Annotated in this window: 21 protein-coding genes and 1 tRNA gene; 8 read left to right on the forward strand and 14 right to left on the reverse strand. The window is 62.7% G+C overall.

What is annotated here, in order from left to right:
• Nucleotides 1-420: 420 nt before the first annotated feature.
• Both msrQ and msrP read right to left on the reverse strand, forming a co-directional pair.
• A complete protein-coding gene (gene msrQ, locus J7392_RS15595; RefSeq protein WP_209218402.1) occupies nucleotides 421-1080 on the reverse strand; it encodes a protein-methionine-sulfoxide reductase heme-binding subunit MsrQ in 660 nt (219 codons plus the stop codon).
• Nucleotides 1081-1144: 64 nt separating this feature from the next.
• Nucleotides 1145-2050: a protein-methionine-sulfoxide reductase catalytic subunit MsrP gene (gene msrP / locus J7392_RS15600; protein ID WP_209218403.1), complete on the reverse strand. Its 906-nt coding sequence runs from the start codon at nucleotides 2048-2050 to the stop codon at nucleotides 1145-1147.
• 123 nt (nucleotides 2051-2173) lie between these two features.
• Here msrP and J7392_RS15605 point away from each other — a divergent pair, with 123 nt between their 5' ends.
• Nucleotides 2174-2611, forward strand: a complete 438-nt coding sequence (locus J7392_RS15605) for a DUF302 domain-containing protein (protein ID WP_209218404.1) — start codon at nucleotides 2174-2176, stop codon at nucleotides 2609-2611.
• A gap of 204 nt (nucleotides 2612-2815) precedes the next feature.
• Here J7392_RS15605 and clpB read toward each other — a convergent pair whose 3' ends face one another.
• Nucleotides 2816-5431, reverse strand: a complete 2616-nt coding sequence (clpB, locus tag J7392_RS15610) for an ATP-dependent chaperone ClpB (protein WP_209218405.1) — start codon at nucleotides 5429-5431, stop codon at nucleotides 2816-2818.
• Nucleotides 5432-5786: 355 nt separating this feature from the next.
• On the opposite strand from clpB, the gene J7392_RS15615 reads away from it, so the two are divergent.
• On the forward strand, nucleotides 5787-6101 hold the full coding sequence (locus J7392_RS15615) for an orotidine 5-phosphate decarboxylase (protein WP_209218406.1): 315 nt from the start codon (nucleotides 5787-5789) through the stop codon (nucleotides 6099-6101).
• Between the two features lie 244 nt (nucleotides 6102-6345).
• A complete protein-coding gene (gene pyrF / locus J7392_RS15620; protein ID WP_209218407.1) occupies nucleotides 6346-7041 on the forward strand; it encodes an orotidine-5'-phosphate decarboxylase in 696 nt (231 codons plus the stop codon).
• A gap of 191 nt (nucleotides 7042-7232) precedes the next feature.
• On the opposite strand, the gene J7392_RS15625 is transcribed toward pyrF, so the two are convergent.
• Complete coding sequence (locus J7392_RS15625) at nucleotides 7233-7649, reverse strand: NUDIX hydrolase (RefSeq protein WP_209218408.1); 417 nt, start codon at nucleotides 7647-7649, stop codon at nucleotides 7233-7235.
• A gap of 60 nt (nucleotides 7650-7709) precedes the next feature.
• Here J7392_RS15625 and J7392_RS15630 point away from each other — a divergent pair, with 60 nt between their 5' ends.
• Nucleotides 7710-8963, forward strand: a complete 1254-nt coding sequence (locus tag J7392_RS15630) for a DNA polymerase IV (protein WP_209218409.1) — start codon at nucleotides 7710-7712, stop codon at nucleotides 8961-8963.
• 2 nt (nucleotides 8964-8965) lie between these two features.
• On the opposite strand, the gene J7392_RS15635 is transcribed toward J7392_RS15630, so the two are convergent.
• The gene (locus J7392_RS15635; RefSeq protein WP_209218410.1) at nucleotides 8966-9826 is read right to left on the reverse strand and encodes an N-formylglutamate amidohydrolase; all 861 of its coding nucleotides are present in this window, start codon (nucleotides 9824-9826) and stop codon (nucleotides 8966-8968) included.
• 145 nt (nucleotides 9827-9971) lie between these two features.
• Between J7392_RS15635 and J7392_RS15640 the strand changes: the two genes are divergently transcribed.
• The 4 genes from J7392_RS15640 to J7392_RS15655 all read left to right on the forward strand — a co-directional run bounded on the left by J7392_RS15640 (nucleotide 9972) and on the right by J7392_RS15655 (nucleotide 12396).
• A tRNA-Val gene (locus J7392_RS15640) sits at nucleotides 9972-10046 on the forward strand.
• Between the two features lie 76 nt (nucleotides 10047-10122).
• Nucleotides 10123-10248 (forward strand): type B 50S ribosomal protein L36, encoded by a 126-nt coding sequence (gene ykgO, locus J7392_RS15645; RefSeq protein ID WP_005850168.1) that lies wholly within the window; start codon nucleotides 10123-10125, stop codon nucleotides 10246-10248.
• 126 nt (nucleotides 10249-10374) lie between these two features.
• Complete coding sequence (yghU, locus tag J7392_RS15650) at nucleotides 10375-11250, forward strand: glutathione-dependent disulfide-bond oxidoreductase (RefSeq protein WP_067264177.1); 876 nt, start codon at nucleotides 10375-10377, stop codon at nucleotides 11248-11250.
• A gap of 129 nt (nucleotides 11251-11379) precedes the next feature.
• A complete protein-coding gene (locus J7392_RS15655; RefSeq protein ID WP_209218411.1) occupies nucleotides 11380-12396 on the forward strand; it encodes a Fe(3+) ABC transporter substrate-binding protein in 1017 nt (338 codons plus the stop codon).
• A gap of 443 nt (nucleotides 12397-12839) precedes the next feature.
• Here J7392_RS15655 and J7392_RS15660 read toward each other — a convergent pair whose 3' ends face one another.
• From J7392_RS15660 to J7392_RS15700, 9 genes are all read right to left on the reverse strand, one after another.
• Nucleotides 12840-14510, reverse strand: coding sequence for an iron ABC transporter permease (locus J7392_RS15660; protein WP_209218412.1), 1671 nt, complete (start codon nucleotides 14508-14510; stop codon nucleotides 12840-12842).
• Between the two features lie 54 nt (nucleotides 14511-14564).
• The gene (locus tag J7392_RS15665) at nucleotides 14565-15791 is read right to left on the reverse strand and encodes a phenylacetate--CoA ligase family protein (RefSeq protein ID WP_209218413.1); all 1227 of its coding nucleotides are present in this window, start codon (nucleotides 15789-15791) and stop codon (nucleotides 14565-14567) included.
• A gap of 91 nt (nucleotides 15792-15882) precedes the next feature.
• Nucleotides 15883-16719 (reverse strand): ABC transporter ATP-binding protein, encoded by an 837-nt coding sequence (locus tag J7392_RS15670; RefSeq protein ID WP_067267747.1) that lies wholly within the window; start codon nucleotides 16717-16719, stop codon nucleotides 15883-15885.
• 67 nt (nucleotides 16720-16786) lie between these two features.
• Nucleotides 16787-18067 (reverse strand): ABC transporter substrate-binding protein, encoded by a 1281-nt coding sequence (locus J7392_RS15675; protein ID WP_209218414.1) that lies wholly within the window; start codon nucleotides 18065-18067, stop codon nucleotides 16787-16789.
• Nucleotides 18068-18149: 82 nt separating this feature from the next.
• Complete coding sequence (locus J7392_RS15680) at nucleotides 18150-19226, reverse strand: branched-chain amino acid ABC transporter permease (RefSeq protein WP_067267750.1); 1077 nt, start codon at nucleotides 19224-19226, stop codon at nucleotides 18150-18152.
• 159 nt (nucleotides 19227-19385) lie between these two features.
• The gene (locus tag J7392_RS15685; protein ID WP_209218415.1) at nucleotides 19386-20375 is read right to left on the reverse strand and encodes a branched-chain amino acid ABC transporter permease; all 990 of its coding nucleotides are present in this window, start codon (nucleotides 20373-20375) and stop codon (nucleotides 19386-19388) included.
• Between the two features lie 56 nt (nucleotides 20376-20431).
• Nucleotides 20432-21250 (reverse strand): ABC transporter ATP-binding protein, encoded by an 819-nt coding sequence (locus J7392_RS15690; RefSeq protein WP_209218595.1) that lies wholly within the window; start codon nucleotides 21248-21250, stop codon nucleotides 20432-20434.
• A gap of 44 nt (nucleotides 21251-21294) precedes the next feature.
• A complete protein-coding gene (locus tag J7392_RS15695) occupies nucleotides 21295-23265 on the reverse strand; it encodes an AMP-binding protein (RefSeq protein WP_209218416.1) in 1971 nt (656 codons plus the stop codon).
• A gap of 159 nt (nucleotides 23266-23424) precedes the next feature.
• Nucleotides 23425-23847: a cytochrome c gene (locus tag J7392_RS15700; RefSeq protein WP_209218417.1), complete on the reverse strand. Its 423-nt coding sequence runs from the start codon at nucleotides 23845-23847 to the stop codon at nucleotides 23425-23427.
• Nucleotides 23848-23878 lie beyond the last annotated feature (31 nt).

Genomic DNA, 23878 nt, shown 5'->3' on the forward strand with positions numbered 1-23878 from the left:
GATCCATCGAATGAACCAAACCGCCCACATATCTCTTCAGATATCAAATTTTCAAACAGCGTTGAGACAAAAGAAACTGAGATGCGCCCTAACTTCTTGGCGCGCCCCGCCTCTAATACCTCGAATTCCTATCCGCCTTTCGATCCGAACCACCGCGTCTCCGCTGCCGTCCGCCCCGTCTGGCGCCCCAGCGGTGCGTCTCAGCGCCGCCGGTAGAGGGGGTTCTAAGGTTACTGAGACAAGGCCGCAAGCCGTTTTTTGAAGTTTTGTGCAGTTTTTGTGAAAGCCTTATAAAAGCCTTTCAAAACAGTGATTTATGGAATGCGAAACACTGCAGAGGTTAACCTAAACCCCCGTGATCTGCCGCCGTTATGTTAACGCCATCAGTTATCCACATCCCACAGCCCGGAATCGCGTGTTTCAGACGCGTGAATCACGACCCCTGTTGCCCCTTCCGAGTCGCCCATCCCCGTGGGCCTTCTGCCAAAGACGCCCAAACGGCAGCCGATAGATCAAGAGCCCCGCGACAAGGCCGGCATAGACCAACGGCTCTAGCTGAAACCCTTTCGCCAGCCATAGGAAATGTAGGGCTGCCAAGAGCGCTGCCACATAGGTCAGCCGGTGGAGCTTGCGCCAGCGCGCCCCCAGCTTCCGCAGCGACCAATTGTTAGATGTCGCCGCCAGCGGCACAAGGCAGAGGAACCCGGCCATACCGATGGTGATATAGGGCCGTTTGAGAATATCCGCCCAGATACGCGACAGCCCCTGCACGTCGAGCAGCGCCCAGACCGTCAGATGCGCGAGCGCATAGACGAAGGTCATCACACCGAGCGCCCGGCGAAAGCGCAGCAGGCTCACCCCAAATACCCGGCGCAACGGGGTGATCGCCAGACCGGCGATCAGCAGGCGCAGCGCCCAGAGGCCATAGAGGTGTTCGAGCCCCTTTACCGGATCGCGCCCCAGCCCGCCGGTGAGTCCTTGGTAAAAGAACCACGGGATGGGCAGGGCCAGCAGGAGGTAAACTGCCCAGACCGGGATGCGGCGGGCGGCCCTGTTCAGGGCATCGGACAGGCGCGTCATGCTGCGGCCACGCCAGAGAGTGGCGCTTGGGCGAAAGGACGGGGCATATATATCGCGGCAGGCATCAGAAGTTCGCCGTCAGGTCCATGCCCTCGTAAAGCGACGCCACCTCTTCTTCGTAGCCGTTGAACATCAGCGTCGGCTGGCGCCGTGCGAAGAGCCCGCCGCCGATGAGGCGCTCATCGGCCTGCGACCAACGCGGATGGCTGACCTTGGGGTTCACATTGCTGTAGAAACCATATTCTCGCGGCGCGGCCTTGTTCCAACTGGTGGGCGGCTGCGTGTCGGTGAGCGTGATGCGCACCACGGATTTGATGGATTTATACCCGTATTTCCACGGCACGACCAACCGCAGCGGTGCGCCGTTCTGGTTTGGGATGTCTTTGCCATAGATGCCGGTGGCCATGATCGTCAGCGGGTGCATCGCCTCATCCAGCCGCAGCCCTTCGACATAGGGCCAGTCGAGCACGGGGAAACGCAGGCCCGGCATCTCTTCGGGGCGGTAGGCGGTCTCGAAAGCCACGTATTTCGCGCCGGATTGCACCCCGGCCATATTGAGCAGATCGGCCAGTTCGAATCCGTTCCACGGCACCACCATCGACCACGCCTCGACACAGCGCAGCCGGTAGATGCGCTCTTCGATGGTCATCGCCTTCATGATATCCTCGAAAGCGTAATCGCCGGGCTTGTCGACCATGCCCGCGATGGTCACGGTCCAAGGGGCGGTCGTCAGCGCGCCCGCGTATTTCGCAGGATCGTCCTTACCGGTGCCGAACTCGTAGTAATTGTTGTATTGGGTGATGTCTTCGTAGTCATTCGGGGTCAGCCCCTCTTGCGCCGCGGCGCCCTGCCCCAGCCCGGCAAGACCCAGCCCCGCCATCGCGCCGCCCATGATCTGCCGCCGGTTGAGGTATTGCGCCTCATCGGTCACGTCACGGTCCGTCAGTCGATTGATCCAGCGATTGGCCATTTCAGCGCTCCCTACTATACTCATGCAAAGTTAGCGCCCGCCGGAAGCCATACCAAATCCTTTCGCCCGGATTTCAGCCAGCACACCGGAATGTCAGGCGCCGTTATTCAAAGGAGTGCCGCCATGATCCGTTTTCTTTTCGCCGCCGGTCTGATCTGGGCCAGCGCCGCCCAAGCGGATGAGATGGTCACCTATACCACCGACCAAAGCTTTGGCGATGTGACCTTCGGGGTGGAGAACGCGATCCTGAACCAAGGGCTCATCCCCGAGAATGTCAGCCATGTCGGTGAGATGCTCGACCGCACCCGCGCCGATGTCGGCTCTGACGTGGTGCTGTTCGAGGCGGCTGAGGTGTTCAGCTTTTGCTCGGCCGCGCTGTCGCGCAAGGTGATGGAGGCGGATGTGATGAACATCGGCTTTTGCCCCTACGACATATTCGTCATGCAACTGCCCGAGAGTGAGGAAGTGACCATCGGCTACCGCGCCTTTCCCGATGGCGCGATGCAGGAGGTGCAGAGCCTGCTCGACCAGATCGTGAAAGAGGCGATTGGGGAAGAGTGAAAAGGGCATCGCCCTTCCTGGGGGCGTCAGGTTCTTAAATTTGAGCGCAGGCTCCGCATGGCCCGCAGGCGGCCCGACATGAGGTAATCTCACAAAATCGCCCTCCGGGGGAAGAGAGGGCAATGCCCGGTGCTGGCGAAAGGTTTCAGTCTCCGGCCGCAAGAAGGGCCGGAAAACCCGGCCCTTCTCTTCATCGCTTGACGGTTAGTGCACCGTTGCGTCATCCGGCTTAGGCCGGTTTGACGCGGCCACCTGATCGCCGATGATCAAGCCATCGGCCCCGGCACGAACGGTGACAGTATCCCCATCCTTCACATCCCCGGCCAAGAGCATCTCGGCCAGCGGGTCCTGCACGGTACGCTGGATCACCCGCTTCAAAGGACGCGCCCCGAAGACCGGGTCATAGCCCTCATCCGCCAGCCATTTTCGCGCAGCGTCGTCGAGATCGAGTGTGATCTTCCGCCCGGCAAGCCGCTTGAGCAGCCGCGCCATCTGAATATCGACGATCCCGTCCATATCCGCCCGGCCCAGACGGTCAAAGATGATCGTCTCGTCCAGACGGTTCAGGAACTCCGGCCGGAAATGCGCCCGAACCGCATCCATCACGTCACGCTTGGCCGCCGCCATATCGCCGCCCTCGGGCAGTTGGCTCAGCGCCTGCGCCCCGAGGTTGGAGGTCAGCACGATCAGCGTCTGCTTGAAGTCGACCGTGCGGCCCTGACCATCGGTCAGCACACCATCGTCGAGCACCTGCAAGAGCACGTTGAAGACATCGGGATGCGCCTTTTCGACCTCATCGAAGAGCACGACCTGATAGGGCCGACGCCGCACCGCTTCGGTCAGCACACCACCTTCGTCATAGCCGACATAGCCCGGAGGGGCACCGATCAGACGGGCCACGGCATGTTTCTCCATGAACTCCGACATGTCGATGCGCACCATCGCATTGTCATCGTCAAAGAGGAACTCGGCCACGGCCTTGGTCAGCTCGGTCTTGCCCACACCAGTCGGCCCGAGGAAGAGGAAGCTGCCCAAGGGGCGGTTCTCATCGTTCAGCCCAGCACGCGCACGGCGCACGGCATTGGCAACCGCCTTCACGGCAGCATTCTGACCGATCACCCGGTCGTGCAACTGCTCTTCCATTCGCAGCAGCTTGTCGCGTTCACCTTCGAGCATTTTACCCGCAGGAATGCCGGTCCAGCGCTCAACGACGGAGGCAATCTGGTCAGGGCGCACGGCCTCTTCGACCATCATGTCATCCTCACGGCCTTCGGCGGCTTCAAGGTCACGCTCCAACTGCGGGATCACGCCATAAGATAGCTCGCCCGCGCGCGCGAGGTTGCCTTCGCGTTTCGCGATGTCGAGTTCGGCCCGCGCTTGGTCGAGCTTCTCCTTGATGTCACGCGCCCCGGCGAGCTTGTCACGCTCGGCCTGCCACTGCGCTGTCATCTCGGCACTGCGATCTTGCAGATCGCTGAGGTCTTTTTGCAAAGCCTCCAGCCGATCCTTGGACGCGGCATCGTCTTCCTTCTTCAGCGCTTCGGCCTCGATCTGAAGTTGCAGGATCTGACGGTCCAGCGCATCCAGTTCTTCAGGCTTGCTGTCGACCTCCATCCGCAGACGGCTTGCCGCCTCGTCCATCAGGTCGATCGCCTTGTCGGGCAGGAAGCGGTCGGTGATATAGCGATGGCTCAGCGTCGCCGCCGCAACCAGCGCGGTGTCGCTGATGCGCACGCCGTGATGCAGCTCATACTTCTCTTTAATACCGCGCAGGATCGAGACGGTGTCTTCCACCGTCGGCTCCTGCACGATCACCGGCTGGAACCGCCGCGCAAGTGCCGCGTCTTTCTCAACATATTTGCGGTACTCTTCGAGGGTGGTGGCTCCGACACAGTGCAATTCCCCCCGCGCCAGCGCAGGCTTCAGCAGGTTCGACGCATCCATCGCGCCATCGGCCTTACCGGCACCGACCAGCGTGTGCATCTCGTCGATGAAGAGGATCACCTCGCCCGCGGCTTCGGTCACCTCGGTCAGCACGGCTTTCAAACGCTCTTCGAACTCACCACGGTATTTCGCGCCAGCGATCAGCGCCCCCATGTCGAGCGCGAGCAGACGCTTGTTGCGCAGGGATTCAGGCACGTCACCATGCACGATGCGCAGCGCCAAGCCTTCGGCGATGGCGGTCTTACCGACGCCGGGCTCACCGATCAGCACCGGATTGTTCTTGGTGCGGCGGCTCAACACCTGCATGGCGCGGCGGATCTCTTCATCCCGGCCAATGATCGGGTCGATCTTGCCCTCTTCGGCCCGCGCGGTCAGGTCGAGGCTGTATTTCTCCAGCGCCTCATAGTTGTCTTCGGCGGTGGCGCTGTCGGCCTTGCGGCCCTTGCGGACATCATTGATGGCGGCATTAAGCCCTTGGGCGGTCACCTGCCCCGCTTCCAGCGCCGTCTTCGCGCCGGATTTCACCATGCACAGCGCGGTCAGAATGCGCTCGACAGTGACGAAACTATCGCCTGCTTTCTTGGCAATCGCTTCGGCCTCGGCCAGCACCTTGGCAGTGGTGCCGTCCAGATAGACCTGCCCCGCATCGCCGGTGACTTTTGGGATCTTGCCAAGCGCCAAATCAAGCGCCTGCACCACGCGCGCACCGTCGCCGCCCGACGCGGCGATCAGATTCCGCGCGAGCCCTTGGTCGTCATCCAACAATGCTTTGAGGACATGTTCCGGGGCCAGCCGCTGGTGGCTTTCCCGTGTTGCAATGGTTTGCGCCGCTTGAATGAAGCCGCGCGATCTTTCCGTGAACTTGCTCAAGTCCATGGGTCTCTCCTTTTCTACAAGCGCTCTAAAATGCCGCGCCCGATATGTGGCACGCGGCGGTCTGAGCCTCGGTATCAATTTGGGAAGCGGTGTTGCCGGTTCAAGACCATCCAGATGCAAAATACCGCCGAGAGCGGCGCCGCCAATAGGAAAGAATCAGCCAATAAGGCAAAAATACGGCAACTTTGAGACATAAAATACATCTATATGTTACTGATATAAATACATTGTTAACCTTTATCCACAGAAGCTGTAACCATAATGAAACCATTTTGCCGCCTCTCGCGTTTACCCAACAGAGGAGAGCAGGACAAAGCAGCCTGCCAAGGTTCAGAAGAACGCAAGAGGTGAAACGATGCAGACGCGCCCGATCCAGTTGACAGATGTCACCTATAATGCGGCCACTCAGTGTTTCGAAGCGCTGGTGACCGTCCAAGACGGGGAGCAGCTGCGCCGTTACGCCTGCGCCATCGATGCCCCGATCACCATGTCATACCACGATGCCGCTGACGGGCTGTCCCGTCAGGCGCTTCGCCGCCACGTACAAAAGCGTGGCCTGAGTTCCGAAGTTCTGCGCCACGTCCCCGCACAGCGGGCCGGACGCCGCAGCTTCGACCCGCTGCGTTGGCTGGAAGAGGTCATGCACCTCCCCGGTCGCGACGCGGCTTGACCCCCTTCCGCGCGGCGCCTGCCTGCCGCGCGGCTGCCCGCGGACCTGCCGCCACCTCATCTGTCCCGATGTGGCGTTCCGCAAACCAGAGACCAGTGCCTGCCTGCTAAGTCTCTGATCACTTGGCCCGGACCCGCTCAGCGGCGTTCGGGCCTCTTTTTTGCGCCCTCCCCGCATGAATGATGGACTTGCCCCGCGCCGCGGCGTAGGTCAAAGCCGTTTGAAATTTGGCAGGAGCCCTCGCATGTCTGATGACCGTCTGATTGTCGCCCTTGATGTTCCCCATGCGGTCGCGGGGCTGGAACTGGCCGAAAAGCTCGGCGATGCCGTGGGCTTTTACAAAATCGGTCTGGGCATGCTGACCGGCGGCGGCTTGGCCTTGGCCAATGAGCTGAAGCAAGAGCATGGCAAGCGCATCTTCCTTGATATGAAACTCTTCGACATCGGCGCCACCGTTGAGGCGGCGGTGCGGGGCCTTGCGCAGTTCGATCTGGATTTCCTGACCGTCCACGGCGACCCGCATGTGGTGGCTGCGGCCAAACAGGGGGCCGCGGGCACCGATATGAAAATCCTCGCCGTCACCATCCTCACCTCGCTGGACCGCGCCGATCTTGACGCCGCGCTGATCCAGCCGGGCGATCTGGGCGATCTGGTGCTGACCCGCGCAGGCCGGGCGCTGGACGCAGGTGCGGATGGGGTCATCGCCTCCCCCCAAGAAGCCGCCGCGATCCGCGCCCTGCCCGAAGCGGGCGGCAAACTGATCGTCACCCCCGGCGTGCGCCCTCAAGGGGCTGCATTGGGCGACCAGAAACGCGTCGCCACACCGGGGCGGGCCATCACGGACGGGGCCGATCACATCGTGGTGGGCCGCCCGATCTGGCAGGCTGAAGACCCCGCCGCCGCCGCCCGCGCCGTGCTTCAGGAAATTTCCGAAGGTTAACAACGGGCTCTCCCCCGCCTGTAGCAAATCGACCACAGCGCGCCGACATGCGCCGCGGGGGCTTCCATCAACGTTAGGCGAAAACCGCCCCATATGTTATGTTGAACTCAGGTGATACTCCCCGACGAACTGGTTCTTCCTGATGTTCGTCACCTCCCCCCGCTCACGCAGGCGGGGGGCCTTTATTTGCCCTACATCCTCCCATTCGCGTGCTCTGCAAGATAGACCCGCAAGCGGTCCTGAAAGGCGGGCACCGCGCGGGGATGGTTGAGAAACTCCGCCTCGGTCATCAAGCGCCAGCGCTGCCCCTCGTCGCCAAAGACGATCTGGGCCTCCGCCTCCGCAGGCAAGCGCGCGACGAAGAACCATTTGATCCGCCCGCTCTCGTCAAAGATGCCCTCCCAGATCACGGCATCTTCAGGCACCACGATCCCCAGTTCTTCGCGGCATTCGCGCAGCGCGCAGGCCAGCGGGGTCTCATCCCCCTCACGGCCCCCGCCGGGCAAATCCCAGTGATCGGCAAAGAGCAGCCCCGGCAGATCGTCGCGCAGGATCACGGCCAGCTTCTCCCCAAGGTAGAGCGCGAGCTTGGCGCCATCAAAGACCATGTTCAATCCCTCGCGATCTGGTTAGAATCGTCGCCCGAACCCTGCCCTCCCGGTGTACCCATGGCTACCCTCTGTCGCGATTGTCTGACTGAAATCCCGCCGGCGCGGCGCTGCCCGCGCTGCGGCAGCCCGCGCGTGCTGTCCCACCCGGAACTCTTTGACCTCTCCATCGCCCATATGGATTGCGACGCCTTCTATGCCTCGGTCGAAAAACGCGACAATCCCGAACTCGCGGGCAAACCCGTCATCATCGGCGGGGGGCGGCGCGGGGTCGTCTCGACTGCCTGCTATGTCGCGCGCATTCGCGGCGTGCGCTCCGCCATGCCGATGTTTCAGGCGCTCAAGCTTTGCCCCGAGGCGGTGATCATCAAGCCACGCATGGAGGTCTATGTCGAAGCCTCCCGCGCGATCCGCGCCATGATGGAAGAGATGACCCCGGCCATCGAGCCCCTGTCGCTGGACGAAGCCTTTCTCGACATGACCGGCACGGCGCGGCTGCACGGCCAGCCCCCGGCGATGATGCTGGCGCGGCTGGTGCGGCGGATGAAGGTGGAACTGGGGCTGACAGGTTCCATCGGGCTGAGCCATAACAAGTTTCTGGCCAAAGTCGCCTCGGACCTCGACAAGCCGCATGGGTTCTCTGTCATCGGCGCGGGGGAAACGGCGGACTTTCTGCGCGACAAACCCGTGGGCATGATCTGGGGCGTCGGTGCCGCCACCCAGACTGCACTGGAGAAGGCCGGCATCCGCAGCTTTTCCGATCTCTTGCGGTGGGAACAGACCGATCTCATCGCGCGCTTTGGCAGCATGGGGGACCGGCTGTGGCATCTGGCACGAGGCCAAGACACCCGCCGCGTCTCGCGCCACCGCCCGGTGAAGTCGATCAGTAATGAAACGACATTCTCTGACGATACGGGCGACGCGGAGATTCTGGACGGCCATATCTGGCGCTTGGCGGAAAAGGTGGCGGACCGCGCCAAGGCGAAAGAGATGGCGGGCCGGGTGGTGACGCTCAAGCTCAAACGCGCCGATCATACAGTGCTGTCGCGCCGCCTCTCGCTGCATGACCCGACCCAATTGGCCGACCGGATTTACCGCACCGCCCGCGCCCTCTTCGACCAAATCGATCACCAAAGCGCCTATCGGCTGATCGGCGTGGGCCTCTCCGAGTTGTCGGGCGCCGAGGGGGCGGATATGGCGGGCGATCTGCTCGACCCCGGCGCGGCACAACGCAGCCGCGCGGAACGCGCCGCCGATAGCATCCGCAGCCGTTTCGGCGAAAAAGCCATCGTCAAAGGGCGCGCGCTGCGCTGAGCCTACTCCGCGGCGAGCGGAAGCCGCTCCTGCCCGATCTGCGCCACCTCGGCCACCACACGTTGCAGCGCCGCCTGTACCGCCTCGAAAGCGCCATTGGGGCGAATCAACCGCTCGTTCATGTAAAGCGCGCGGTCGATTTCCACCTGCACCGCATGCTGTCCCCGGGACGGGCGGCCATAGGCTTGGGTGATATAGGCCCCCGCGAAGGGCGAATTGCGCGTCACGACGAAGCCCGCGTCGACGAAAGCCGCTTCGATCCGGTCGACCACCTCGCCCCCCGCCGCCGCGCCGAAACGGTCCCCCAGCACGACATCGGGCCGCCGCATCCCGCCGCGGGCCACGCCGTCCATCGCCTCATGCGGCATGGAATGGCAATCGACCAGCACCGCTTGGCCATGGCGGCGATGCGCCCCGCTGAGCAATTCCTGCAATTTCGCGTGATAGGGCCGCCAGTAGCTGTCGATTCGCAACTGCGCTTCTTCTTGGGTCAGTTTGCCGCGATAAATCGCCCGGCCATTGGCCACCACGCGGGGAATCACCCCCAGCCCCGAAGCCACGCGCGGGTTGTGCCCCTGCCGCGGAATGCCTTCGATGACCGACGGATCCAACTCCTCCGGCGCGCGATTGAGGTCGATATAGGCCCGCGGGGCCCCGGCTTTGATAAAAGAAGCGCCATGCAGCGGTGCGCAGTCGAACAAGAGATCAACAAAGGCATCTTCGGACGAACGGATTGCATGTTCGTCCAAAACCGACCGCCGCAAGAAAGACGCCGCATAATCCCGCCCCGAATGGGGTGACGCAAAGACCACGCAAGAGCGGTTTCGGTCCGGATGCAGTACTTCGTAAGCGGTCATCGGCATAATAAATTCCTCTAAGTCGAACATAGCGTGTTTATTCCGCGCCAAAAGCCCTTGATCCCGCCGCCGACTCCTTTTATAGGACCCCAACGGCGCGAAATTTCGCGCCCCATTTAGTTTTGGGGCCGATACGGAAACGCTGAAAAGTGGGTGATTAGCTCAGCGGTAGAGCACTTCGTTGACATCGAAGGGGTCACTGGTTCGATCCCAGTATCGCCCACCATTTATTCATCGACCCGCCCTTGGCGGGTTGCCCGCAACCCAGGCGCTGGCCCGCGCCACGACATGAGGAGACGACCATGAAGGTTCGCAATTCGCTCCGCTCGCTCAAGAATCGGCATCGCGATTGCCGTGTTGTGCGTCGCAAAGGCCGCGTTTACGTCATCAACAAGACGCAGCGCCGGTTCAAAGCCCGTCAGGGCTGAGCTTCGCAGCTATTCGATTTAAAGGCCGCTCCTTCCGGGGCGGCCTTTTTCGTTGCGGATAACTGCTTGCAACCCCGGTGCAAAACCCCACCTTCAAGGCAGGCTTGAATAACAAGGAAGACCATCATGTCGGACACGCCCGAATATACGCCCCCCAAAGTTTGGAAATGGGAATCAGAGAGCGGCGGCAAATTCGCCAGCACCAACCGGCCCATCGCCGGTGCGACCCATGACAAGGAACTGCCTGTCGGTGAGCATCCCTTTCAGCTTTACTCCCTCGCCACGCCCAACGGGGTCAAAGTCACTGTGATGTTCGAAGAGCTGCTGGCGGCGGGCCACAAGGCGGCGGAATATGACGCGTGGTTGATCGATATTTCCGAGGGCGACCAGTTCGGCTCGGGCTTTGTCGAGGTGAACCCCAATTCGAAAATCCCCGCGCTGATGGACCGTTCTGGCGACGCGCCGCAGCGGGTCTTCGAATCGGGGGCGATCCTGCTCTATCTCGCCGAGAAGTTCGGCGCCTTCCTGCCCCAAGACCCCGCCCGCCGGACCGAGGCACTCTCGTGGCTCTTCTGGCAGATGGGCAGCGCACCCTATCTCGGCGGCGGTTTTGGCCATTTCTACGCCTATGCGCCTGAGAAGTTCGAATACCCCATCAACCGTTTCGCGATGGAGACCAAGCGCCAGCTTGACGTGATGGACAAGCATCTGGCCGAACACGAGTATTTCGCCGATGAATACTCCATCGCCGATATGGCGATCTGGAGCTGGTATGGCCAACTGGTCCTCGGACGGCTCTACTCCGCGGCGGAATTCCTCGATGTGACCTCTTACAAGAACGTGATGCGTTGGGCCGAGGCGATTGACGCGCGCCCTGCCGTGACGCGAGGCCGGATGGTCAACCGCGCCTTCGGCGATGACCTGTCGATGCAATTGCACGAGCGTCACGACGCTAGCGATTTCGACACCAAGACCCAAGACAAGATCGGCAGCAAAGACTGACCACGCAGCCCCCCGGCCCGGCTTGGCCGGGGGCTTTCCAACCAATTCTGGCGGAATTGGTTGCAGGAAAGGGTAAAATCTGTTTCTTACTATTTCAGTCAAGTTATCCCAATGGAACAGGACCCTGATATGACCTTCTGCAAAACATCGACTGCCGCCGCCGCGCTGATGGCGCTGGCCCTTCCTGCGCTGGCCGATGGCGAGTTGAACCTCTACTCTTCGCGTCACTACGACACCGATGAGCGGCTCTACTCCGACTTTACCGAAGCGACCGGCATCACCATCAACCGCATCGAAGGCAAGGCCGACGAACTGCTGGCGCGTATGGAAGCCGAAGGCGCGAATTCCCCCGCCGACGTCCTGCTGACCGTGGACACAAGCCGCCTCAAGCGTGCCAAGGACTTGGGCCTGCTGCAAGCTGTTGAGAGCGAGACGCTGGAAGAGCGCATCCCCTCGAACCTGCAAGACGACGACAACCAGTGGTTCGGCCTGTCGCAGCGCGCGCGGATCATCTTCTTCAACAAAGAGACGATGGACAACCCGCCCGAGACCTACATGGACCTCGCCGATCCGGCGTACAAAGGTCAGGTCTGCATCCGGTCCTCGACCAACACCTACAACCAGACCCTGCTGGCCTCCATCGTGACCCATGAGGGCGAAGAAGCCGCGACCGAATGGGCGCAGGGCGTGGTCGACAACATGGCGCGCGCCCCGCAGGGCGGCGACACCGACCAGCTGCGCGGCATCGTTTCCGGTGAGTGCGACATCGCGGTCTCCAACAGCTACTATTTCGCCCGTGCGATCCGCACCGATGTCGATGGCGTCAGCGCCGATATCGGCAAGATCGGCGTGATCTGGCCGGATCAGGAAGGCAACGGCGCGCATATGAACCTCTCGGGCGGCGGTGTGGCCAAGAACGCGCCGAACCGTGAGAACGCGGTGAAATTCCTTGAGTATCTCGCCTCCGATCAGGCGCAGGTCTATTTCTCGGCGGGCAACGATGAATTCCCCACCGTGGAAGGCGTGGAACTGGCCGACAGCGTCAAGCAGTTGGGTGAGTTCAAAGCCGACGAGGTGAACCTGTCGGACGTGGCCGAGAACATCGGCACCGCGCAGAAGATCTTCAACTCGGTCGGCTGGGAATAATCAGCACGACATCGCGCAGGAGGCGGGCTTTCGGGCCCGCCTTTTTTATGTGCTGTGCTGCCGGCATCTAGCGCCCCGCCCGTGGGGACCACGGGCATCGCCCTCCCTCCCCCCGGAGGGCGATTTTGCAACGCTGGCACATGACGCAGCGCCTGCGTCTTTGGCAATGACATTGCAGAAAGCAGGCCGATCATCGCCCCCCAGGGAGGGCGCTGCCCTCATCGTTCCCGGCCCGGAATCAAGCCGCAGGCGCCGGGCCATCGCCTGCCCGCCCCATCACGCCAAAGGCGTGCCGATCAATAACGGCGCACCTCTGGTGCGACGGGGAGGCGATTTGGTGAGGCTGGGTGGAAGTCATCTAAGTCACGCCAAGGCGGCACCATAAAGCGGCACGAAGCCACGTCCGCATCGCCACCCCACGGGCAGGCGCTGGCCCTCGAAATCTACCGCTGCCGCCCCACCTGTCGGCAAATCAGGATCACCGGCAGCAACCCCATCGCCACGATCACCAAGCTCGGCACCGCCGCCCCGTTCAACCGCTCATCACTGGCCAAGCGATACGCCTGCACCGCCAGCGTGTCATAGTTGAACGGCCGCATGATCAGCGTCGCGGGCAGTTCCTTCATCACGTCGACGAAGACGATCAACAGCGCGGTCAGCAGGCTGGGCGCGAGGATCGGCAGATGCACCCGGCGCAGCGTGCCCAGAGGCGTCTGCCCCAGCGAGCGCGCGGCGGCATCCATATTGGCATGTACCATGGACTGCCCGCCCTCGTAGGCGCCAAGCGCCGCGGCGAGGAAACGCACCAGATAGGCCAGCACCAGAAGCCAGATCGACCCGGTGATCAGAAGCCCGGTGGAAATGTCGAAGGTCTCGCGCATCCAGGCGTCGAGCGCGTTGTCGAAGGCCGCGAAAGGCACCAGCAGACCCACCGCGATCACCCCGCCCGGCACCGCGTAGCCGAGCCGCGCCACATAGGCCGCACCCTGCGAGACCCGTCCCGGGCGCAGCCGCCGGTAGAACCCCACGCTGATCGCCGCCAGCACCGTCAGCACCGCCGCGACCCCCGCAAGCGTCACCGAATTGCGCATGAAACCGAGGTAGCGCGGGCTGAACAGGCTTTGCTCACTGTCGAGCCCCATGGTCACGAGGATCACCACCGGCAACACCGCCCCAAACAGCACCGGCACCCCGCAAAGCACGATCGCCGCCGCGGCCTGCCAGCCCTTTAACTCGGCCGGCGGCGCGGACTGGGTCCGGCGCGCGGGGTCGTGATACTTGGCCTTGCCGCGCTGCGCGCGCTCCAACATCGCCAGCAGCAGGGCGAAACTCAGCAGGCAGAGCGCCAGTTGCGCCGCCGCCGCGCGGTCGAACATCGAAAACCAGCTGGTGTAGATGCCGGTGGCGAAGGTCTGCACGCCGAAATAGGCGACGGTGCCGAAATCGGCGATGGTCTCCATCACCGCCAACAGCACGCCACCGGCGATGGCGGGGCGGGCCAGCGGCAGGCTGACCTTGAAAAACGCGGCCCATGCGCTGGAGCCGAGCGCGCGGGCGGCCAGAAAGGTCGTGCCGCTCTGCTGCAGAAAGGCGGCGCGCGCCAGCAGATAAACATAGGGATAGAGCACCAGCACCAGCATCGCCGCCGCCCCGCCGAGGGAACGGATCTCAGGGAACCAATAATCGCGCGGCCCCCAGCCGGTGACGTCGCGCAGCACCGTCTGCACGATGCCGGGATGATCCAGCACATGGGTATAGGCATAGGCCAGCACATAAGCCGGGAAGGCCAGCGGCAGTACCAGCGCAATCTCCAGAAGTTTCGCCCCCGGAAAACGCGTCATCGTGACCAGCCACGCGGCCCCCACGCCGATGGCGAATGTGCCCAGAGAGACCAGCAGCACCAAGAGCAGCGTGGTCACCGTGTAGCGCCCCAGCACCGTGTCGATCAGGTGCTGCACCGTCTCCGTCCCGCCGCTGAGGGCGGCGATCAGCACCGCCAGCATCGGCAGCGCGCAGAAGAGGGCCACGGTCAGGGCAACGCCCGATAGCGCGCGCAGCCCGTCACGGGCGCGGCGCAGGTGAGGCGTCTCGGTGGAGGCGGGGTTCAGCGTCATGCGCCCTATTTCGACGATTTCACTCGGAAATGCCAGAGGGCGCGACGCCGCGCCTCAGTCGTAGCTGCGGGTATCCTCGATCACCAGCCCGTCGCGCGGCAGGCTGCCGGGGGCGACCAGTTCGACACGGCCCTTGAGCTTGAGCAGGTCGGCCACGGATTGGGCATAGCGGTCCTTGTCGTCCCCCGCAGTCTCGATCTGCACCGTCATCACGTCGGCCTCGCCTTCGCGGCTGGCGATGACCCGGGCCTTTTCGATCTCCGCGTGCTGGGCGACCAACGCCGCGACCTGCTCGGGCCGCACGAACATACCCTTGATCTTGGTGGTCTGGTCGGCGCGGCCCATCCAGCCCTTGATGCGCATATTGGTGCGCCCACAGGGGCTTTCGCCCTCCAGCACGGCGCTGAGATCGCCAGTGGCGAAGCGGATGAGCGGGTAATCGGGGTTCAGCGTGGTGACCACAACCTCGCCCACCTCGCCCGGGGCGACCGGGATGCCGGTGCCGGGGGTGACGATCTCGACGATGACCTGCTCGTCGACGATCAGCCCCTCCATCGCCGGGCTTTCATAGGCAATATTGCCCAAGTCAGCGGTGGCGTAGGATTGCAGGCAGGTGATGCCGCGCTCCTGGTAGAAAGCGCGCAGGCTGGGAAATAGCGCCCCGCCACCGACCGCCGCCTTGGTGATGTTCAGCTTCACCCCCATGGCATCGGCCTTCTCGAGAATCACCTTCAGGTAATCCGGTGTCCCGGCATAGGCGGTGGAGCCCACGTCGCGCGCGGCGGTGACCTGAAGCTCGGTCTGGCCGGTCCCGGCGGGCAGCACGGTGGCGCCCACGGCGCGCGCGCCGGACTCGAAGATCATGCCCGCGGGGGTCAGATGGTAGCCAAAGCAATTATGCACCACGTCACCCGCGCCGATCCCGGCAGCATGCAGGAACCGCCCCATGCGCCACCAGTCGGGGTCGTTGCTCGACGGCTCATAAATCGGGCCGGGGGATTGGAAGACATGGGAGAAGTCATGCACCGGCTTGGTGGTGAAACCACCAAAGGGCGGCTGGCCCGCCTGCGCCTTGCCCAGTTCGGATTTGCGCAGCACCGGCAGATCGGCAAGCGCTTCGGCAGAGGTGATCTGCGCGGCATCCACATCCTTCAGCGTGTCGCCATAGCCCGGCAAGCCCTGCGCGCGGGCGATCTGCTGCGGCAAGGCCCGCGCCAGATCGGCCGCTCGTTGGTCGGCGCTGCGGGTTTCCAGATCGTCGAAATGGGGCTTGGTGAGCATCCCTGTCACTTTCCTGCTATGGCATCACTGGAGAGGGCATAGGCCCGCTCAGGTCTCGTCTTGGTCTTTCCTTCGGGTCCGGGCGGGCCGGTTAACTCAGCCAGCGTTTGCGGCGGCGGTAGCTGCGCACGTCGCGAAAGCTCTTGCGGCCTTCGTCGGACATGCCGAGGTAGAATTCCTTCACGTCCTGGTTCTCGCGCAGATCTTTGGCGGGACCGTCCATCACCACGCGCCCGGATTCGAGGATGTAGCCGTAGTGCGCGAAACGCAGGGCGACGTTGGTGTTCTGCTCGGCCAGCAGGAAGGTCACGCCCTCTTGTTCGTTCACCGATTTCACGATCTCGAAGATCTGCTCCACCAGCTGCGGGGCCAGACCCATCGACGGCTCGTCCAAAAGGATCGTCTCGGGGCGCGACATGAGCGCGCGGCCGATGGCGCACATCTGCTGCTCGCCGCCCGAGGTATAGCCGGCCTGCGAACGGCGGCGCTCCTTCAGACGGGGGAAATAATTATAGACCATCTCAAGGTCCTGCTGGATCGCGGCATTGCCGTCGCTGCGCGTATAGGCGCCGGTGAGCAGGTTTTCCTCGATGGTGAGGTGCTCAAAACAGTGCCGGCCTTCCATGACCTGCACGACCCCCTGTTTCACGATCTCGGCGGGGTCCTGATGCTGGATCGCGCCGCCGCGGTATTTGATCGAGCCCTTGGTAACCTCGCCACGCTCCGAGGCCAGCAGGCCCGAGATCGCCTTGAGCGTCGTTGTCTTGCCCGCGCCATTGCCGCCCAGAAGCGCGGTGATGCCGCCCTTGGGCACGTTCAGGCTGACGCCCTTCAGCACGAGGATGACGTGGTTGTAGATCACCTCGATATTGTTGACCTCGAGCAGGTTGTCGACTGCGACGTCATTGGTGTTGGCGGCATCCAGCATGGGCATGACCTTTCTTGGGGTTCGAAGATGTCCCCGGCCACCCGCAAGGTGGCCGGGAGCAGGGTTCTTAGCAGTTGCCCTCGATGGCGTTTTCCTCGGCATAGGCCGAGCTGTCGGCATCGATCAGCGGCTGGATCACGTCTTGGTCGGACTGCATGAAGTCCGACACGAGGTTCCATTCCTTGGCCTCGGCATCCCACTGGGTTACGGCCACGAAGCCTTCGCCGCCGTGGTTCTCGCAAGAGACGCTGAACTCAGGCCCGAAGTCCGGCAGGCCAAGCGCCGCCATCTTCTCTTCGGTGATCTCAAGCTGCTCCATCCCGTCGCGCATCTGGCCGCTGGTGATGTCGGTCACGCCGTGGATCTCCTGCGCGGTGCGCGCGGCCTCGGCCACAAGCATCGCGGCGTAGATGCCACGGTTGTACAGAACAGAGCCGACCTGATCGCCTGCGCCCGCGGCTTTGCCCGCGTCGACGACGTATTCCTGAAGGTCGTCATAGAGCGGATAATCGGAACCGACGTTGTGGAAGGTCAGCGCCTTGTAGCCATCGGCCTTGGCGCCCGCGGCCAGCACGTCGTTCTCGGAGCCGGACCACCAGATGCCGATGAACTTGTCCATCGGGAAGCGGATGTTGGCGGCTTCCTGAACGGCAACTTGGTTCATCACGCCCCAGCCGTACATGATCACGTAATCGGGCTTGTCACGGCGGATTTGCAGCCACTGGGACTTCTGCTCCTGACCGGGGTGGTCAACGGGCACTTCCTTCAGCTCGAAACCATGTTTCTTGCTCAGTTCCTGCAGGGTGCGGATCGGCTCCTTGCCATAGGCGGAGTTGTGGTAGACCAGCGCGATCTTCTTGCCCTCAAGGCTGCCGCCCTCCTGCTCCATGATGTGCTTCACCGCGACCGAAGCGCCGTCCCAGTAGTTGGCCGGGAAGTTGAAGACGTGGCTGAAGACATCACCGTTCTTGGCCGAGGTGCGGCCCAAACCGGAGGTCAGCATCGAGATGTCATCGGCGGTGACCTTGGGGATCAACTGGTAGGTGATGCCAGTCGAGAGCGGCTGGTACACCAACGCGCCTTCACCCTTGGTGGATTCGTAGCATTCCACGCCCTTCTCGGTGTTATAGGCGGTCTCGCATTCCGGGACGCGGATAGGCTCGCCACCGATGCCGCCGTCACGCTCATTGAGCAGGGTGAAGTAGTCGGCATAGCCGTCGGCGAAGGGGATGCCGCCCGCGGCATAGGGCCCGGTGCGATAGCTCAGCGACGGAAAGACAAGGTCCGCCATCACGGGGCTTGCGGCCATCAGGCCAGCTACGGCCAGTGTTCCCAGTTTGTATTTCATCGGTGTTTCCTCCCTTGGATTGTCCGACTTGGGTGTTTGGGCCGGGTTTCCTCCCTCCGGCCTCGCTTTTCATGGCTCCCGCTTAGTGCGGGAAGGGCCACAATCTCAGTTTTTCCTTGGCCACGCGCCACAGCTGCGCCAGCCCGTGCGGCTCTGCGATCAGGAAGACCACGATCAGCCCGCCCACGATCACCAGCTGCAGATGCGCCACGATATCTGTGGGCCAGCCCAGCCAGTCGACGCCGACGATCTTCAGGAGCACCGGCAAGAGCACGAGGAACGCCGCCCCGGCGAAGCTGCCGAAAATGCTGCCCAAGCCGCCGATGATGATCATGAAGAGCACGAGGAACGATTTGTTGATGCCAAAGGCTTCGCCCACTTCGACCGCGCCGAGGTAGATCGAGAAGAAGAGCGCGCCGGAGATGCCGATGAAGAAGGAGCTGACCGCAAAGGCCGTGAGCTTGGCGCGCAGCGGGTTCACCCCGATGATCTCGGCGGCGATGTCCATGTCGCGGATGGCCATCCACTTGCGGCCCACCGAGCCGCGCGTCAGGTTGCGCGCCACCAGTGCCGAGCCCACGGTGAAGATCAGGCAGAACATATAGGTCGCCCAGGCCTCGGTATTGGGGCCGGTGATCAGGATGCCAAAGGTGTCCCGCTCGGGCGCGCTGATCTGGCCAGAGGCGGAGTAGTTGTAGAACCACGGCACCCGGTTGAACAGCCACACGAGGAAGAACTGCGCCGCCAGCGTGGCCACGGCAAGGTAGAACCCCTTGATCCGCAAGGACGGCAGGCCGAAGAGCGCGCCCACAGCGGCGGTGATGCCGCCCGCCAGCAGGATGTGGATGAACATGCTGACCTCGGGCATGGCCGTCATCAGCTTGTAGCAGGCATAAGCCCCCACCGCCATGAAGCCCCCGGTGCCGAGGCTCACCTGCCCGCAATAGCCCACGAGGATGTTCAGCCCGATCGCCGCGATGGCGTAGATCAGGAAGGGCAGGAAGAGCGAGTTCACCCAGTAATCGTTGACCACGAAGGGCACGACGAAGACCGCGATGAACAGCACCAGATAGTATCGGTACCGGTCGAACCGGATCGGGAAGGTCTGCTGGTCCTGGGCGTAGGATGTGTTGAAATCGCCCGCTTCACGATAGAACATTAGACTGCTTTCCCTTCTGCGGTAGTCATTTGCACTGCGCGTGCCTGCAATGCCGTGCCATAGGGTGCGCGCGTGCCGCGCACCAAGCCGTTATCAATCCGGGGCTTCGCCCTTTGAACAGGCGAAACTGTCCCCCGGACAGTTTCCGGGTAGCCTGTATCAAACCCGTTCAATGATCTTCTCCCCGAACAGGCCCTGCGGGCGGAAGACAAGGAAGACCAGCGCCAGCATGTAAGCGAACCAGTTCTCGGTCGCGCCGCCAAGGAAGGGGGCGCCGATGAGGAACTCGAAGAGCTTCTCGCCCACGCCGATGATCAGCCCGCCGACGATGGCGCCGGGGATCGAGGTGAAGCCGCCCAGCATCAGTACCGGCAGCGCCTTCAGCGCGATCAGCGAGAGCGAGAACTGAACGCCCGATTTCGCGCCCCACATGATGCCCGCCACCAGCGCCACGAAACCCGCCAGCGACCAGACCAAGATCCAGATGAAGTTGAGCGAGACCCCCACCGACAGCGCGGCCTGATGGTCATCCGCCACGGCCCGCATCGCGCGGCCCTGTTTGGTGTATTGCGCGAACATCACCAGCCCGATCACGAGCACCGCCGCCACGATGGAGGCCACGATATCGAGGTTGTCGATGAAAAAGCCGTAGCCGGTGGCGTTGAAGGTGAATTCGTCGATCCAAACGTTAATGCCCTGCGGCAGGCCGACGTCGAGCGTCTTGATCTCGGACCCCCACATCAGGTCGCCCACCCCTTCGAGGAAATAGGCCAGACCGATGGTCGCCATGAAAAGGATGATCGGCTCTTGCCCCACGAGGTAGCGAAAGACGAAACGCTGCACGCAATAGGCCAGCACGATCATCACCACCATGGTCAGCACGATGGCAAGGAACGCCGGAATGTGCCAGCCGAAGTGATGCACTTCGGTGCCAAGGATCGCGTTGATCAGATGGCCGAAAGGCACCTGCCCTTCCATGATCCCCACCAGCGTCAGCGCGGCGAAAAGCGCCATGACGCCTTGGGCGTAGTTGAAGATGCCCGAAGCCTTGTAGATCAACACGAAGCCAAGCGCCACGAGCGCGTAAAGCACCCCGGCCATCAGCCCGTTGAGAAAGACCTCGATCGTAAACGCCAGTTGCTCAGGCATCAGTGGCCCTCCCCAAAGTCAGAACGGCAGTGTCGTTGCGGGTGATCAAACGGGCCTCAGTCATGGGCCACCCCCAGATAGGCGTCGATCACCTCTTGGTTGTTGCGCACCTCGTCGGGCGAGCCGTCGCCGATCTTGCGGCCGTAATCCATCACGACTACGCGGTCGGACAGGTCCATGACCACGCCCATGTCGTGTTCGATCAGCGCGATGGTGGTGCCGAACTCGTCGTTCACGTCGAGGATGAAGCGGCTCATGTCCTCTTTCTCTTCGACGTTCATGCCCGCCATCGGCTCGTCCAGCAGCAGGATCGTGGGCTCAGCGGCCAGCGCGCGGGCCAGTTCGACCCGTTTCTTCAGACCGTAGGGCAGACGCGCCACCGGGGTCTTGCGGATTGCCTGAATTTCCAGAAAGTCGATGACCTTCTCGGCGATCTCGCGGTTCTCAATCTCTTCACGCTCGGCTGCGCCTTTCCAGAAGGACTGCGCCAGCATCCCGGTCTTCATCTGCGTCAGACGCCCCGTCATCACGTTGTCGAGCACCGACATGCCCTCGAAAAGCGCGATGTTCTGGAAGGTCCGGGCGATGCCCTGCTGGGCCACCTGATAGGGTTTCATCGGGGGCCGCTTGGCGCCCTTGTACCAGACCTCACCCTCCTGCGGGACGTAGAAGCCGCTGATTACATTGAGCATTGAGGACTTGCCCGCCCCGTTCGGCCCAATAATCGCGCGGATTTCACCCTCGCGGATGTCGAATGAGATGTCCTTGATCGCTTCCACACCGCCGAAACGCAGGGTGATGTTTTTCATCTCCATCACCGTGGGGCCGATGGTGCGGCCGTCGTCGGTGACATAGCTGTCAGCCTGATCTTTCACGCTGTCCCTTTCCATAGTTCCCGCCTGTTCGGCGCTGGCCGCGCTCATTCCGCTGCCATCCGGCGGCTGACCGGCTGCACCGCGGCGTCGCGAATTTCGAGCGTCGCCTTGATCGAGCCCTTGCGCCCGTCCTCGTAGGTCACTTCTGTCTCGGTGCTGACCTTGTCGGACCCGTCATAGAGGGCGGCGATGATGTCGGCGTATTTCTCTTCGATGATCTTGCGGCGGACCTTGCGGGTACGCGTCAGCTCGCCATCGTCGGCATCGAGTTCCTTATGCAGCACGACAAAGCGGTGCACCTGACAGCCCGAAAGCATCTCATCCTCGGCGACCGAACGGTTCACCTCCTCCACATGGGACTGGATCGTGTCCATCACCTGCGGATGCCGTGCCAGTTCCTGATAGGAGGCGTAGCCGATGTTGTTGCGCTCGGCCCAGTTGCCCACCGCCGTCAGGTCGATGTTGATGAAGGCGGTGCATTCGGTGCGCTGGTTGCCGAAGACCACGGCCTCAAGGATGTTGGGGAAGAACTTGAGCTTGTTTTCCACGTATTTCGGCGCGAAAAGGCTGCCGTCGGCCATCTGGCCCACGTCCTTGGCGCGGTCGATGATGCGCAGATGGCCCGAGCTTTCCTCGATGAAACCCGCGTCGCCGGTGGCGACCCAGCCTTCCGGGTCCTTGGTGTCGGCGGTGCTTTCGGGGTTCTTGTAGTATTCCACGAAGACACCCGGCGAGCGGTAGAAGACCTCGCCATTGTCGGCGATCTTCAACTCCACCCCGGGGCAGGTCACGCCCACGGTATCGCTGCGCACTTCGCCATCGGGCTGCGCGGTAATGAACACCGTCGCCTCGGTCTGGCCATAGAGCTGCTTCAGATTGATGCCGAGCGAGCGGTAGAAGTCAAAGATCTCCGGCCCGATCGCCTCACCGGCGGTATAGCCCACGCGCACGCGGCTAAAGCCGAGGGTATTCTTCAGCGGGCCATAGATCATCAACTCGCCCAGTGCGTATTTCGCACGGTCCATGAAGGAGACCTTCTTGCCGTCTAGAATGGCGGGGCCGACCTTGCGGGCATGGGCCATGAAGGTGTCAAAGAGCCATTTCTTGAACCGGCTCGCGTCCTCCATGCGGATCATGACGGAGGTCAGCTGCGTCTCGAAAACACGCGGCGGGGCGAAGTAATAGGTCGGCCCGATCTCGCGCAGGTCGACATGCATCGTGTCGGCGCTTTCGGGACAGTTGGTGCAGAAACCGGTCCAGAGCGCTTGGCCGACGGAGAAGATGAAGTCCCCCACCCATGCCATCGGCAGATAGGCAAGAATCTCGTCATTGCGCTTGAGGTCGTCGAACTCCGACGACGATTTCGCCGTCTCGATCACGTTGCGGTTGGAAAGCACCACGCCCTTAGGCTTGCCGGTGGTGCCCGAGGTATAGAGCATCACGCCGGTGGAATCGTAATCCAGCTTGGCCTGACGCGCCTCCAACTCGGCGATATGCTTTTCGCGGTTGGCGCGGCCCATCTCCTGCACGGCGGTATATTGGTCGAGCTTGGAATGGTCGTATTTGCGCAGGCCGCGCGGGTCGAGGTAGATCATCCGCTCGAAGTCGGGCAGTTGGTCCTGCACCTCGATGATCTTGTCGACCTGTTCCTGATCGCCCACCACGGCAAGGCGCGCGCCGCAGTGGCCCATGACATAGGCCATCTCTTCGGCATTGGCGTCCTGATAGAGCGGCACCGGCACGGCCCCGGCCATTTGGGCTGCCATCATCGCCCAGTAGAGATAGGGACGGTTGCGCCCAATGATGGCGACGAAATCGCCCTCGTTCAGCCCCAGCTCGAGAAACCCGAGGGCCAGCGCCTCGACCTCGTCGCGGGTCTGCGACCAGGTCCAGCTTTGCCAGATCCCATATTCCTTCTCCCGGTAAGCGGGGGCGTTTGCGAATTCACTTGCGTTGCGGTGCAACAGCGCCGGCACGGACTGAGGTCCGTCGGCACGCGTCAGCGGCTTGGCCAAATTGTCTTCCTCCCATGCCCGCCCTCCCCGGCGGGTTCGATCGCTTGTGCGATTCTATGATCCCACAAGTGACGTTCTCTTTTTTGTGGAGGTCAACTTTTTCCTGATCTTTTCCGAATTCTAACGAATTGTTACAGCGCCCCCGCGGCCCATTTTCCGCTAGTCGATCCCATTGGCGCGCTGCACCTCGCGCACATAGGTCACGATTGATTTCACCTCTGCCGGGGTAATCCCTTCGACCGGGGGCATATTACCGAAAGACCAGTGATGCTGGCGCACGCCATTGGTGGCGGCGACCATGAAGGATGCGTCGCCGTGGTGGCTGGGCTCATAGATCTTATGGATCAGCGGCGGACCAACCCCCTCGCGCCCGGCGGCGTTGCCCCCGTGGCAGGCGGCGCATTTCGCCTCAAATGCCCGCGCGCCGATCTGCGCGGGTCCGCTCAGGCTCTCTGGCACGGTGACCTTTACCATGGCCGCGCCGCTGGCAGCGGGGGCCGGGGCCTCTTCGGCCTGCCACCAGATATACCCGCCTGCCACGACCAGCGCAGCCGCTGCGCCTGCTCCGATTTTCTTGTTCATGCTCTGCCTTTCCAGTTTCCATTCGGCGCGC

The organism is Sulfitobacter sp. R18_1 (assembly GCF_017743915.1).
Taxonomy (GTDB): Bacteria; Pseudomonadota; Alphaproteobacteria; order Rhodobacterales; family Rhodobacteraceae; genus Sulfitobacter; species Sulfitobacter faviae.